Here is a 12,873-nt window from a genome sequence, read left to right as displayed (position 1 = left end):
CCTTCCGTCCTGAACAGGTCCCAAAGCGCCGCCGCGGTGGCGTCAGCCGAGAGCGACTGCACCTTGCCGTCGCGGGCCTTGATGCCGCCGGACAACAGCGAGATGATGCGCTCGAATGCCGGCAACTCTGCGTCCGGAGTAACAACCCGGACCGGGTCGGGGCGCGGCGTCCCCACGCGGGCGGCGGGGAGGCTGGCACCGGAAGAGCCGATCTCCCAGAAGGGCAGCCCCAGCGAGGCGTGCCCCCAGACCTCGATCTCGGTGTCCAAGGCGGCGATCACCGCCTCCACGGAGGGGTACCTGGGGCTACGCACTTCCTCGAATAGCACGGTGCAGGGAAAAGCGGCCTCGACCGTCTGCTTGGCACCGCGGTCGCTCTTTCTGAGCACCTCCACCCCACCCTGGTTGGGGAGCAGGGAGACGGCGGCGCCGATGCAGGCTGTGCCGTTCAGGGCCGAGGCCAGGGCGGGCGCCGGGTCGTCGCCGCGGTCGGTCAGCCGATTGCCGGTGAAAAAGAGGGTCGGCTTCAGGATGGAGGTGATGCGTGCCAGCACGCGTCCCTCGGCCACGGCGTCGCCGCCGTCCATGCCATGGTCCCAGCAGCGGATCAAACGGTCCGCCCCCATCGAGGAGGCGAGCCGCAGAGAATCGTCGAGATCGCTCGGCCCGATGGCCAGCACGGTGACGGCGGCCCCGAAGGTATCCTTGAGGGCAAGTGCCTCTTCCAGGGCGGAGAGGTCAGCCGGGTTGGCGACCCGCCTCAGCCCCCGGTCGCTGATGGCCGCGCCGCGGGTGATCGGCTTGGCGGGGGGGCGGGGATCGGCTACCTGCCTGAGAAGTACGAGTATGTTGAGGTTTTCGATTGGCATGGGTTCAACTCCAAATGGTAACTACTGGAAAAGCCTGACCACAGAGGACACCGAGGTTCCACAGAGGTCTCAGAGGAAAGCGAGAGAAGCTATAGTTAACTTTGAAATCTCTGTGTCCTCTGAGCACCCTCTGTGTCCTCTGCGGCCAGGCTTTTGATGTTTGGTTAGGTCATCCGATAGGCCACGCCGTAGCCCCCCTTGGGGTAGCCCCAGCGGGTGAAGGCCTTCAGCTCGCAGACCACGTAGCAGGTGCCGCACTCAAGGCAGCCGTCGTGCACGAAGGTCATCTTCTGCTCTTCCTCGTTGTAGGTGTAGCAGCGGGCGGGGCAGCAGTTGGTGCAGCCACGGCTATCGCAGCCGACGCAGACATTGGGGTCCAGCACGATGTGCGGTTCGCGGTCGATGTTGAAGCTGGTGAAGTCGAAGATCTCATCTATGTTCATAATGCTCTCCATGCGCTGAAGCCGTCGGCGGCAAGGTTCTTGAGCCCCACCTTCTCGCGGGCAGCCTTCAGGAACAGCTTGGAGATGTTCTCCTTGGGGGTGCCGTTGATCTTGTACAGGTACTCCATCATGGAGCACATAAGCTCCGGGTACTCCTTGTAGATCCGGTCGTTGTGCAGCATGTGCGGGGCCCGGCGGTAGGTCTTCAGGTCCTTCATCACGTAGCTCTCATCCAGCATTTTCTTGTAGAGGGAGAGCCCCTTGCCGCTGAAATCGCCGTTCTTGTGGGCCTCGATCACCGCCTGGCCGGCTACCACGCCGGAGTGGGAGGCGAGGTTGATCCCTTCCAGGTTGACGCCGGTGGCATTGCAGAGGGCCGCCGCGTCGCCGGTGACCAGGATGCCGTCGCCCACCAGTTCGGGGATCATGTCGTAGCCCCCCTCGGGGATCACGTGGGCCGAGTACTCCAGGAGCCTGCCGCCCCGCACCATCTTGGCGACCTGCGGCTGCTCCAGGAAGGAGTTCAAGAGGTCGTAGGGGGTCTTGCCGCTCGCCTTGAGGCTGGCGAGGTGGAAGACCAGGCCGACCGAGAGGGAGTCGTAGTTGGTATAGAGGAAGGCGCCGCCGCGCACCCCTTCGGTGCAGCCCACGAACTCGTTGGCAAAGCCCTGCTCGCGCACCAGCCCGAAGCGGTCGTTGATCACGTCGCTGGGGAGATCGAGCAGCGCCTTGACGCCGACCGCCATCTGCCCGGGGTTGAAGGTGGGCTTCCGTAAGCCGGCCTTCAGCGCGGTGAAGGAGAGCACGCCGTCGGCGGCCACCACCACCGGGGCCTTGATGGCTCCCTTGCGTCCGACGATGGATACGCCGACTACCTTGCCGTTCTCCTTGATGACCTCATCCACGGTGGAACTGCAGATGAGGGTGGCACCCGCCTTGGCAGCCTCCTCCGCCAGCCAGCGGTCGAAGCGGGGGCGGAAGATGGTGTAGCCGTTGTAGGGGGTCTTGTCGAAGCTTCCCGCCTCGATCACGGTGCTGAAGCTGGACTCGTCCGTCATGAAGGTGACGCCCTTCTTGACGATGTGACGCTCCAGGGGAGCCCGGTCCCAGAAGTCCGGGAAGACCTTTTCCAGGGCGGGGAGCCGGTGCAGCACGCCGCCGAACATGTTCTTCTCGCCGGGGAAGGTGCCGCGCTCGATGAGGGCAACCTTCAACCCCGCCCGCGCCATGGTGAGCGCTGCGGAGGAGCCGGCGGGGCCTGCTCCCACCACGATGGCATCATACTGTCTGGTCATGCTGCACCTCCCACGGCGGTTTTGGCCCGGTCGATAAGCCGCGGCAGGATCTCTTTCACGTCAGCCACGAAACCTTCATCGGAGTTGGGGAAGATGGGGGCCTTGGGGTCCAGGTTGACCGACACGATGCGGCGGGAGTCCTTGATCCCCCCCACGTGGTGCATGGAACCGGAGATCCCCAGCGCCACGTAGAGCCTCGGGGTGACGGTGCGGCCGGTCTGTCCCACCATCCTCTCGAACCCGGTGTAACCCAGGTCGTACACCGGGCGGGTGACGCCGCAGGAGACGTTCAGAAGCGAGCAGAGCTCCTTCAGTTGGCCGAAGGTCGCCGGATCGCACCCCTTGCCGGCCGAGAAGATCACCTCGGCGTCCACCAGGTCCACGGTCTGCGGGTCGGGGGGGATGCGCACGGTGACCTTGGCGGTGGCCCCTTCCGGGGCGCTGTTCAGCTCATAGACGAACAGCTCGGGTACGGCAGGCTTGACGCTGGGGAGCAGCACCTGGCTTAAGAGACGGGTCGGAACAGTCATCACCAGCGGCTGCTCTGCGTCCCAGCTCCTGGTCTCGGCCAGCCGGACCCCCAGCACCTGGCGGGAGAGCTCCACCGCGCTGCCGAGGTTTTTCACGCTGTTGGTCTCGGTCATCAGCGCGGAGCCCAGCTTGGCGGCGGCGACCGGAGCCAGGGTGGCGCCCAGATCGTTGTGCGGCAAGAGCAGCAGGGTTGCGCCGGTTTCGGAAACCAGGGCGGCCAGCGCGCTACCCAAATGGGCCGGGAGATCCAGCAGCTCTGCGCCCCCATCCAGCAGCGTCACCGACGGGGTGCCGTAGCGGCCGAACTCTTCCTGCGCCTCGGCGACCGGGGGAACGGGAATCACCGCCCCCCAGCTAAAGCCGAGGATCTTGGCCAGGCGCGCCCCGTAGGAGAGGAGCCCCTTGCCGGTCTCGTCGAGCTCGCCAGCCGGCAGATCGACGAAGACGAGGATCTTGCGGTTGGCTTCCATCAGATCTCCCTCCCCACCCGGTGCCCTTCCCAGATGGCCATGTCGACCTTGCGGGGTGCGACGGAGTCGCCGATCCGGTAGAGTTCGGGGACCTTGCCCTTCAGCTCCAGGTAGAGGGCGTCGTCGGCCTTCTGCCCCATGGCGAGCACCAGGGAGTCGTAGGGGCCCCACTCATCCCAGATGTTGGAGTAGACGTTAAAGCCCTTGACCGTCTTGGCGCCCTTTTCGCCGGCCACCTCGATCACCGCGATGTCCGGGGTGAAGGTGACCCCCTTCTGCAGCAGACGCTGGCGGGTCAGGTAGAGGTCCTGGGTGGGGCCGAGCTCCGCGCCGATGAAGAGGCTGGAGGTGATCATGTGCACCTTTTTCCCCTGGTTGGCCAAAAGCTCCGCGGTCGCGGTGGCACGGTGGTGGCCGTCATAGTCGATCAGGCAGACGTTGTCTCCCAGCTCCGCCTCGTTGTTCAGCACCTGCCAGACGTTGAAGATGGCCGGGCCGTCGGCGCCGCCGACCGGATGGCTCTTGGGCTGGCTGCCGGTGGCGATCACCACCACGTCCGGCTTCTCGGCGAGCACCTTCTCGGCGGTCACCTCGACGCCGAGTTTCACCTTGACGCCCGCCTTGTCCACTTGGCTCTTCTCGTTCCTGGCGATCACGCCGAACTCGTCGCGCCCTACCCCTTTCATGCCGATCAGCACCTGACCGCCGAGGTTCTCGTTCTTGTCGACCAGGGTGACGTCGTGGCCACGGCGGCCGGCCATCTTGGAGGCCCACATGCCGGCCGGTCCACCGCCCACCACCATCACCTTCTTCCGGACGGCGGCCTTCTCCAGGGTCCCTTCGCCCCAGGCCTTCTCCCGCCCGACCGCCGGGTTCTGCACGCAGCCGATGGTCTTGTTCATGCCGATGCGGCCGATGCACCCCTGGTTGCAGGCGATGCAGTAGCGGATGTCGTCCATCCTCCCCTCGAAGGCCTTCTTGGGGAGGTAGGGGTCGCAGATCAGGCCGCGGCACATGCCGATCATGTCCGCCTGGCCGCTGGCCAGCACCTTCTCGGCCATGACCGGGTCGTTGATCCTGCCGGTGCAGAAGACCGGAAGCTTGATCTTCTCGCGGATGCCGGCGGCCAGCGGGATGGTGTAGCCGAGCGGGGTGTGCATGGAGCCTTCCACCAGGTAGAGATTGTAGAAGGTGGCGATGGAGAGGTCCATGAAGTCGATCAGGCCGCTCGCCTCGAAGAGGGCGCAGATCTCCTGCACCTGGGCGAGGTCGAGGCCGCCGGGGATCATCTCGTCGGCGCACATCCTGATGCCGAGGGTGAAGTCGTTGCCCACCGCCTTCCTGACCGCGCTGATGAATTTCAGCGGCGCGCGCATCCGGTTCTCCAGGCTCCCGCCGTACTCGTCGGTCCTGAAGTTGGTCAGAGGGGAGAGGAACTGGCGGGCGAGGCTCGAGTGGCCGAACTGCATCTCCAGGCCGTCGAAGCCCCCCTCGCGGGAGTGGATGGCGCTCAGTGCGTAGTAGCGGGCCACCTCTTCGATGTCCTCCGGCTCCATCTCCTTGGGGGTCTCCCGGAAGAGGACGTCGGGTACCGGCGAGGGAGCCCACACCGGCAGCCGGGAGAGCGAACCGTCACCCTGCTGGCCGTTGTGGTTCAGCTGGGCGAAGATCTTGGCGTCGTACTGGTGCACGTAGTCGGTGATCTTCTTGAAACCGGGGATGACCTCGGAATGGTAGACGTCGATCAGCTTCTCGTACGCCATGTCGGTCGGGTGAACCGTCAGCTCTTCGGTGATGATGAGGCCGGCGCCCCCCTTGGCCCGCTCACCCCAGTAGTACATCTGGCGCTCCGACGGGAGGTTGCCGATTGCCAGGTTGGTGAGGTGAGGCTGGAACGAGATGCGGTTTTTCACCTCCGTGGTGCCGATCTTAAGGGGTGAAAACAGGTTCGGAAACATCATGGTAGTAGGCTCCTCGACAAAAATTCGCGTTTGCGCGTGGCTTTTCGCGTTAAACCATCTCCCCCGGTTCCCGTGAGGGATGTGGAGGCATTGCACAGGGTGGGCACCGCCCACCGTCATCGAAGCCCCCCCCCACGTCCCCTCCCCTTCAAAGCTTGCCCGCCGTAGTCCTGGACGAAGGCGGGGGGAGGGTCAGGGTGAGGATGGGGTTCAGGCCGCAGCCTTGTTGGCGTCCGCGATGGAGGTCACGCAGCGCTCGAGGCACTCGGGGTCTCCACCGTTCAAATCGTTCTTCAGGTGCCAGGCCACCGCCGGGCAGCCGCCGTGGCACTGGTCGAAGCGCTGGCACTCCTCACAGGAGTGGATCCTCAGGCTCCTGAATGAGTCGTAGATCTCGGAGCTGTCCCAGATCTGCTGGAAGGTCTGCTCCCTCAAGGAGCCCGCCTTGAAGCGTTCGGTCTGCAGAAAGGCGCAGGGGTACATGTTGCCGGTGGGGCCGACGCAGCAGGTGAGCTTGGCCGCGCCGCACAGGTTGAGCCCCAGTCCCTGGCGCTCCTGCGAGGTGAGCGAGAAGAAGCTGTCGCCGGTCCTCACGTCGCCGCTGTTGGCGAGCCAGTCGGAAAAGGCGATCAGCTGCGCGGGGGTCGGGCGGAGGTCTTCCCAGTTGTCGGCGCCGCGGCCGGAGGGGCGGAAGCGGCTTACCCTGAGCGAGACGCCCAGTTCGTGCGCCATGGTGTGCATGGCCGGGATCTCGTCCGCGTTCTGCTTGGTGAGCACGGTGTTGATGCTGGTGGGGATCTTGCTGGCGGCCAGAAGCTTGAGAGCCTCGATGGCCCGCCGGTAGACCCCCTTGCCGCGGATGGCGTCGCAGGTCTCTTCGGTGGCGCCGTCCATGCTCACCTGGATCGCCACCAGGCGGGTCTTGGAGAGACGCTGCACCCTTGCCGCGTCGATCAGGGTGCCGTTGGTAGAGATGCAGGTCATGATGCCGCGCTCGTGGCAGGCGTCGAGGATCTGCTCGAAGTCGGGGCGCATGAACGGCTCGCCGCCGCCGAAATTGATCTGGAATACCTTTGCCTTATGGACCTGTTCCACCAGGTTGAGCGCCTCGGCGGTGTTGAGTTCCCCGTGGGCCGGCTCTCCGGAGGAAGAAAGGCAGGTGGTGCAGCGGAGATTGCAGGCCAGAGAAACTTCCCAGGTCAGGTTTACCGGGGAGCGCATCCCCATCTCTACGTATTTATTGCTCACGGAGGAATCCTTTTTCTAGAAGTTTCACGATCAGCTTCTGCAACGCAGGTTTGCTTCTTTCCGAGACCCCGGCGGGCAGCTCGTCCCTTCCCCGCACCGTCTCGAAGTAATCTTCCGGGACAAGCCCCCCGGTCTCGGCGAAGAGTAGGCGCGGCCCCCGTGAATCGTAAAACAGGAGGCCGAACCCTTCACGCCGAACGCGGCAGGCCGGATGGAGCGCTATACCTGCCGCCGCCATCTCAGTACACTCCGCAGATGCCGTCTATGGCCAGTTCCTCAACGTTGATCTCTTCGAGGATGCACGGTTCTTCAGTTGCCACTTCCACTGCGATGTTGGTAGTTTCCATCTTCTCTTCTCCTTTTTTGGTGCTGGTTTTGCCGCGGCTGGAATTCGCCTTGGCGTTGATGATCTCTCTATAGCAAGGCCGGTGCCAATTTTTAAAACGATGGTCTATGGCCTAATTACGGGGTGCCGGCAGAGAGCAGCGGTTGACGTGAAGTGGAAAAGTGTGGAGGAAATGGACAAAGCGGAGAGGTCAGACAGTTTCGTCTACGACATTTATTGGCGCGTTTCTCCACAACGTGGATTTTGTCTACACATAAATAAACTGTCGTTTGGCGTTTTGCCTTGTAGAGGATAAACGAAGGCGGAAAAAGTGCAAATTTTCCGGTTCCAGCAGTCACCGCTTCCGAAGGTGGGAGGGTCAGGGAGGGGGAGTTGCCGCCGGTGATGGCAATGCTGGTGACAACGAGAAACAATCCCCCCTGTCCCCCCTTTATCAAGGGGGGGACCTGAGGGCCGCAGGTCATCTCTGATCTGAAGATAATAAAAAAAGGCGCCGGCTTTAGCGCCGGCGCCCCTTGTCTTCGTGCTACCTGTCTTCCTTACTGCCCGAGGCTCGCCTTGAGGTCGCCCGCCACGTCGCCGATCGGGGCGATGTTGAAGTTATCCACCAGGAACTTGAGCACGTTCGGGGTGATGTAGGCCGGCAGCGAGGGGCCGAGCTTGATGTTCTTGATCCCCAGGTACAGCAGTGAGAGCAGGATGACGTGCGCCTTCTGCTCGTACCAGGAGAGGATGAAGGAGAGCGGCAGATCGTTGACGCCGCAGTTGAAGGCGTTGGCAAGCGCCAGCGCGATCTGCACGGCCGAGTAGGCGTCGTTGCACTGCCCGACGTCCAAAAGGCGCGGAATGCCGCCGATGTCGCCGAACTCCTCCTTGTTGAAGCGGTATTTGCCGCAGGCCAGGGTCAGGATCACGCAGTCCTTGGGCACCTTTTCGGCAAACTCGGTGTAGTAGTTCCTTCCCGGCTTGGCGCCGTCGCAGCCGCCGATCAGGAAGAAGTGCTTTACCGCGCCGGTCTTGACAGCCTCGATCACCTTGTCCGCCACGCCCAGTACCGCGTTGTGGCTGAAGCCGACCAGGATCTCCTTGCCGGGAGCGTCAGGCATGTCCGGGCTTTCCAGCGCCTTGTTGATGACGTCGTCGAAGTGCCAGCCGGTCAGGTGCTTGATGCCGGGCCAACCCACCTCGCCCCAGGTGAAGAGCCGGTCGTTGTACTGATCGGCAGGGCGCTGGATGCAGTTGGTGTTGAAGATGATGGCGCCAGGGAAGTTCTGGAACTCTTTGTACTGGTCCTGCCAGGCGCCACCGAAGTTGGCGTAGAGGTGCGAGTACTTCTTCAGGCCCGGATAGCCGTGGGCCGGCAGCATCTCGCCGTGGGTGTAGACATCGATCCCTTTTCCTTCCGTCTGCTTGAGAAGCTCCTCGATCATGCGCAGGTCATGGCCGGAGACCAGGATCCCTTTGTTCTTGCGAGTCCCCAGCTGCACCTTGGTCGGGACCGGCGCACCGTAGTGGTCTTCGTGCCCCTGGTAGAGCAGGCCCATCACCTGGATGTTCATCTTGCCGCATTCCATGGCGAGGCCCACGAAGTCGTTGAGCCCCAGGCTGGGGTCGGCAGTGGCGGCCAGCGCCTTGTGGTAGAAGGCGAAGACCTCGTCGTCCTTCTTGCCGAGGTGGTAGGCGTGGTTGGCGTAGGCGGCCATCCCTTTCAGGCCGTAGTTCACCAGTTCGATGGCGCACAGGACGTCGGGGTCGCTGTGCTGCGTCTTGACGCCGTGGGCCTGCCCCTGCGCGACCAGCCCCTCCAGGCTGTCGGCGATGATCCAGGCTGCCGGGCCGTCGGCAATGGCGGGAGCGGTGCCGCCATGCTTCTCGCGGTAGGCGGTCTCGTAGAGCACCTTAGCCTTTTCCTTCTCGTCGAAGCACTTCCTGAGCTTGCCCGCGATCTGCACCGGATCGAAATCCACGTTGGTGACCGTGGTGAAAAGCCCCTCGATCACAAACTTGTCGATCACGTCATCCTTCGCGCCCAACGCCCGCGCCTTGTCGGCATAAATGGCAAGGCCCTTCAGGCCGTAAAGCATCAGATCCTGCAGTGCCGCCACCTCAGGGTTCTTGCCGCAGACACCCACCACCTCACAGCCAGTATTCTTGGCCGCCTGCTCACATTGACGACAGAACATACCCATAAAGATTCCTCCCTTTTTTTTGACATCGTTGTCCGTGGATTGGTAAAAAGGCTGCTCTACTATAGCTGCGATTTTTGGATTTGCAATCACTAACGACAAAAACTGTCTTTTTGGTCCAAGCACCTCAAGAAGTCTGTCAGCAGCGGCTTTATCGGCAAGTAACAACTGTTGATAGAATATAGATAAGAGATAGCGGAAGGTGCTATAGTCACATCTGTAACTTCTCTAACATCAGCAGAGCAGCAAGGAGCGCCGCGATGGGCAAGGAAAACAAGCCTCTGTGCAAATGGGACAAAGACGACATAAAGGATCGCATCAAGGAACTGAAGAAGATCGTGTCCGAACCGCGCTTTGTCTGTCGCAAGTGCGCCAGGGTTGCCAAGAAGGAAGAGAACCTGTGCAAGCCGGAGGAGTTGTAAGGGGAAGGTTACTTCGGCAGGAGCGGTAAGGGCACCCGCGCCTGGTGCCCGGAAGGGTGCAGGCGCCGCAGCGCCCTACCCCGGTGTCGCCCCCGGCGGCACATCCTTGGCGGCGGGGGTTTGGGACAGCCATTTCATGATGGCGTTGGCGGAGGAGGGCTGTCGCTTACGGAATTCACTCCTCATCGACTCCATCAGCACCCCGATCCGGTCTTCGAAACTGAGCCAGCTCTGCCTGATCACGGCATCGAGTCCCTTGCCATCCTGTGATGTGCGGGCCGACCGCCAGTTACTCTCCAGGTGCAGCACCACCCCTTTTTGCTCCTCCACGAAACCGTCGATCACACCACAGATCTCCTCTGACAGATGGAGCCGCTGCTTCTGATAGGTCTCAACGAAAGAGTCACAGGTATTGCGGATACCTACCAGCATCCTCTCTGCCTGCTGCATCTCACCTTTGCTTAAACTGGCGCTGAACTCCTTCCCTACCCGCAGCAGATCGATCAGCGTCGCATACAGCTTCGCCATGCAATCGGACTTGTTCTCCTGGTCGACGATCTGCTCGGCCATTCCCTCTCTAAATCTCTTGAGCACCGTTTCGGCCTCCACGGCCAGCCGTTCACGAAACTCCTGCAGGCATTTGTCCGCCTGCTGCTTCATGAAGCTGTTGACCACCCAGTAACCGATGGCAATGATGCTGAAGAGTACGGCGCTCCCTCCAAGAAAGCAGAAGATGATCTCCTTCAGGCCCATGGCGTCCCTCCTGGAAGTGAACTCTCGCCTATCCGTGTAACTGTAACGGGGAAGATTTCGACGTCAATGGGACGAAGAAGGCTCTGTGACGATGCGGTCGATGAGCAGCAGGTGATAGCGCGCGTGTTGGACCAGGAAGTAGATCCACTGGTACATGTCCAGCCAGCCCAGCTGGTTGACCGACATGCGGATGGAGCAGAGCTTCCCCTCCCCTCGCGGCATGGCCGTCAAGAGTGCCAGGCACCGCTCTTTCTGGGCCTGCAGTTCCTTGCGCACCTCGGCCAGTGAGACCTTCCCGGTGGGTATCATGTGGGCGGGGGGCGGCCACGCGAATGCCCCCGGGACCGCGACCGGCACCAGCAGTTCGAGGTCGCTCTCGCCGGCAGGGATCTCCACCTCCCTGGCGCCGGCACGTCTGAGCGCGGTGCGGCACCCCTTCTCGATGGTCAGCAGCAGGAAGTGACCGGCCAGGGAGAGATGCTCAAGGTGCTCGCCGATGCTCCAGGCCCCCTGGTAGTCCGGCCGTCGCTCCAGCACCCTGTCGGGGAGATCGAATCTGCCGTCCAGGCGGGTGAATGTCTCTCTCACCGCGTCACGTACTGTTCCCGCCGTCGCGCAATTTGTCATAGTGCCCTCGCCCCCCCATTTAACGTTTCTTATGGCAATCACTTGATAATTAGCAAATACATCATAAACTACACTCTGTTGTTTTTGAAATTTCTTCAGTGATTCCAGTAGGGGAGCTCCAGGATCTGGTGACAGAGTATCAGTAAAGCAGTTCATGCTGAGTCTGTCGGGGCACAGTACCATTACATCTGATTAAGTATATTTTTTCGCTCACTCAGTGTGTTAGCTCAACGGAGGACCGGTATGAATCAGCAGGAAGGATACGCGAACGACGTCGTCAAGGGGTTCATCATCTGGAGCATGATCTGGGGTACGGTCGCCATCCTGCTTGGCGTGCTGATCTCGTTCCAGCTCGCCTTTCCCCAGCTGAACATCCCTCCCTACCTAAGTTACGGCCGTCTGCGACCGATCCACACCAATGCGGGCATCTTCGGGTGGGGGATCGGCAGCTTCATGGCCTTCTTCATCTACATGACCGAACGGCTCACCAAGACCAGGCTCTGGAGCTCGGGACTTGCCCGCGTGCAGCTCTGGCTCTTCAACCTCGCCATCGCGCTGGCCGCCGTCACCCTGCTGCTTGGCATGAACCGCAGCAAGGAGTATGCGGAGCTGGAATGGCCAGTGGCGATCCTGGTCGCGGTGGTCTGGGTCATCTTCGCCGTCAACCTGATCATGACCGTGGTGAAGCGCAAAGAGGAGCAGATGTACATCACGCTCTGGTATGTCCTCGCCACGCTGGTGGGGGTGGCCATCCTCTACCTGGTCAATAACGCCGGCATCCCGGTTTCCCTCACCAAATCATACTCGGCCTATGCAGGCGCCAACGACGCCAACGTCCAGTGGTGGTACGGCCACAACGCGGTCGCCATGGTGCTTACCACGCCCCCCCTGGCCATCTTCTACTACTTCCTCCCCAAGACCACCGGGGTCCCCATCTACAGCCACCGGATGGGGATGATCGCCTTCTGGAGCTTGATCTTCATGTACCTTTGGACCGGGGCGCATCACCTGCTCTGGACGCCGGTACCGGACTGGGTGCAGACGCTCGCCATGGGCTTCTCGGTTATGCTGATCGCCCCTTCCTGGGCGGCGGTCTTCAACGGCTACTTCTCCATGAAGGACCAGTGGCACCAGATGCGGGACAACTACCTCGCCAAGTTCCTGATCTTCGGGATCACCTTCTACGGCATGCAGACCCTGCAGGGGCCGGCGCAGGCGATCAGGACCTTCTCCGCCTTCATCCATTACACCGACTGGGTTCCGGGGCACGTGCACATGGGGACCCTCGGCTGGGTATCGCTGGTGCTATTCGCCGCCATCTACTACAGCGTGCCCAAGCTCTACCATACCGAGATCTACAGCGAGAAACTGGCCGACCTCCACTTCTGGCTGGCGGTGCTCGGGCAGCTGATCTTCTCCTTCAGCATGTGGGTGGCCGGAGTGCAGCAGGGAGCGATGCTGAGCGCCACCAACCCCGACGGCAGCCTGCACTACAGCTTCATGGAGACCATGGTGGAACTCTACCCCTACTGGCACATCAGGGCCTTCGGCGGCGTCGTCTACCTCGTCAGCCTGCTCGTCTTCCTGTACAACATCTTCAAGACCATTTCGCGCGCCAAGGCCGGCACCGCTGCGCAGCCCGCGTGAGAAAGGAGAGTCCATGTTCGAGAAAAATCCGGTTATCCTGCTGCTGCTTGCCACCGTCACCATCCTGGTCGGCAC

The 12,873-nt window shown here is 62.1% G+C and carries 13 protein-coding genes; 2 read left to right on the top strand and 11 right to left on the bottom strand.

The window, feature by feature from the left end; translation table 11 throughout:
- The 9 genes from VJ604_RS09280 to hcp form a co-directional block, all read right to left on the bottom strand.
- A partial coding sequence (locus VJ604_RS09280) for an electron transfer flavoprotein subunit beta/FixA family protein (RefSeq protein ID WP_324081846.1) occupies positions 1 to 869 on the bottom strand: 869 nt, incomplete at its 3' end.
- Positions 870 to 1,033: 164 nt separating this feature from the next.
- On the bottom strand, positions 1,034 to 1,312 hold the full coding sequence (locus VJ604_RS09275; protein WP_324081844.1) for a ferredoxin family protein: 279 nt from the start codon (positions 1,310 to 1,312) through the stop codon (positions 1,034 to 1,036).
- Entirely contained in the window at positions 1,309 to 2,607 is a 1,299-nt protein-coding gene (locus tag VJ604_RS09270; RefSeq protein ID WP_324081842.1) for an FAD-dependent oxidoreductase, read from the bottom strand. The genes VJ604_RS09275 and VJ604_RS09270 overlap by 4 nt, the downstream gene beginning before the upstream one ends.
- Positions 2,604 to 3,608, bottom strand: coding sequence for an electron transfer flavoprotein subunit alpha/FixB family protein (locus tag VJ604_RS09265; protein WP_324081840.1), 1,005 nt, complete (start codon positions 3,606 to 3,608; stop codon positions 2,604 to 2,606). The genes VJ604_RS09270 and VJ604_RS09265 overlap by 4 nt, the downstream gene beginning before the upstream one ends.
- A complete protein-coding gene (locus VJ604_RS09260; RefSeq protein ID WP_324081838.1) occupies positions 3,608 to 5,569 on the bottom strand; it encodes a mycofactocin system FadH/OYE family oxidoreductase 2 in 1,962 nt (653 codons plus the stop codon). Before VJ604_RS09260 ends, VJ604_RS09265 begins: the two co-directional genes overlap by 1 nt.
- Positions 5,570 to 5,779: 210 nt before the next feature.
- A complete protein-coding gene (mftC, locus tag VJ604_RS09255) occupies positions 5,780 to 6,817 on the bottom strand; it encodes a mycofactocin radical SAM maturase (RefSeq protein ID WP_324081836.1) in 1,038 nt (345 codons plus the stop codon).
- Positions 6,807 to 7,055 carry a mycofactocin biosynthesis chaperone MftB gene (gene mftB, locus VJ604_RS09250; RefSeq protein WP_324081834.1) on the bottom strand — a complete coding sequence of 83 codons (249 nt, stop codon included), beginning with the start codon at positions 7,053 to 7,055 and terminating at the stop codon, positions 6,807 to 6,809. Before mftB ends, mftC begins: the two co-directional genes overlap by 11 nt.
- Before the next feature lies 1 nt (position 7,056).
- Positions 7,057 to 7,164, bottom strand: coding sequence for a variant-type mycofactocin precursor (mftA, locus tag VJ604_RS09245; RefSeq protein WP_324081832.1), 108 nt, complete (start codon positions 7,162 to 7,164; stop codon positions 7,057 to 7,059).
- A gap of 538 nt (positions 7,165 to 7,702) precedes the next feature.
- A complete protein-coding gene (gene hcp, locus VJ604_RS09240; RefSeq protein WP_324081830.1) occupies positions 7,703 to 9,352 on the bottom strand; it encodes a hydroxylamine reductase in 1,650 nt (549 codons plus the stop codon).
- Positions 9,353 to 9,609: 257 nt separating this feature from the next.
- Between hcp and VJ604_RS09235 the strand changes: the two genes are divergently transcribed.
- Complete coding sequence (locus VJ604_RS09235) at positions 9,610 to 9,771, top strand: hypothetical protein (protein WP_324081829.1); 162 nt, start codon at positions 9,610 to 9,612, stop codon at positions 9,769 to 9,771.
- 75 nt (positions 9,772 to 9,846) lie between these two features.
- On the opposite strand, the gene VJ604_RS09230 is transcribed toward VJ604_RS09235, so the two are convergent.
- Positions 9,847 to 10,524: a hypothetical protein gene (locus VJ604_RS09230; protein ID WP_324081827.1), complete on the bottom strand. Its 678-nt coding sequence runs from the start codon at positions 10,522 to 10,524 to the stop codon at positions 9,847 to 9,849.
- Positions 10,525 to 10,587: 63 nt separating this feature from the next.
- Positions 10,588 to 11,112, bottom strand: a complete 525-nt coding sequence (locus tag VJ604_RS09225; RefSeq protein ID WP_324081825.1) for a DinB family protein — start codon at positions 11,110 to 11,112, stop codon at positions 10,588 to 10,590.
- 282 nt (positions 11,113 to 11,394) lie between these two features.
- Between VJ604_RS09225 and VJ604_RS09220 the strand changes: the two genes are divergently transcribed.
- Positions 11,395 to 12,798, top strand: coding sequence for a cbb3-type cytochrome c oxidase subunit I (locus tag VJ604_RS09220; protein WP_324081823.1), 1,404 nt, complete (start codon positions 11,395 to 11,397; stop codon positions 12,796 to 12,798).
- The last annotated feature ends 75 nt before the right edge of the window (positions 12,799 to 12,873 follow it).

The sequence above is a fragment of the Geomonas sp. genome, from assembly GCF_035254065.1.
Lineage (GTDB): Bacteria > Desulfobacterota > Desulfuromonadia > Geobacterales > Geobacteraceae > Geomonas.
This window is presented reverse-complemented; position numbering and strand designations above follow the sequence as displayed.

What these genes read in the sequence shown, in the direction of transcription:
- mftA (WP_324081832.1), bottom strand. Translation starts at nt 7,164, where the DNA reads ATGGAAACTACCAACATCGCAGTGGAAGTGGCAACTGAAGAACCGTGC.
- VJ604_RS09275 (WP_324081844.1), bottom strand. Translation starts at nt 1,312, where the DNA reads ATGAACATAGATGAGATCTTCGACTTCACCAGCTTCAACATCGACCGC.
- VJ604_RS09230 (WP_324081827.1), bottom strand. Translation starts at nt 10,524, where the DNA reads ATGGGCCTGAAGGAGATCATCTTCTGCTTTCTTGGAGGGAGCGCCGTA.
- hcp (WP_324081830.1), bottom strand. Translation starts at nt 9,352, where the DNA reads ATGGGTATGTTCTGTCGTCAATGTGAGCAGGCGGCCAAGAATACTGGC.
- VJ604_RS09265 (WP_324081840.1), bottom strand. Translation starts at nt 3,608, where the DNA reads ATGGAAGCCAACCGCAAGATCCTCGTCTTCGTCGATCTGCCGGCTGGC.
- VJ604_RS09220 (WP_324081823.1), top strand. Translation starts at nt 11,395, where the DNA reads ATGAATCAGCAGGAAGGATACGCGAACGACGTCGTCAAGGGGTTCATC.
- VJ604_RS09270 (WP_324081842.1), bottom strand. Translation starts at nt 2,607, where the DNA reads ATGACCAGACAGTATGATGCCATCGTGGTGGGAGCAGGCCCCGCCGGC.
- mftB (WP_324081834.1), bottom strand. Translation starts at nt 7,055, where the DNA reads ATGGCGGCGGCAGGTATAGCGCTCCATCCGGCCTGCCGCGTTCGGCGT.
- VJ604_RS09260 (WP_324081838.1), bottom strand. Translation starts at nt 5,569, where the DNA reads ATGATGTTTCCGAACCTGTTTTCACCCCTTAAGATCGGCACCACGGAG.
- VJ604_RS09235 (WP_324081829.1), top strand. Translation starts at nt 9,610, where the DNA reads ATGGGCAAGGAAAACAAGCCTCTGTGCAAATGGGACAAAGACGACATA.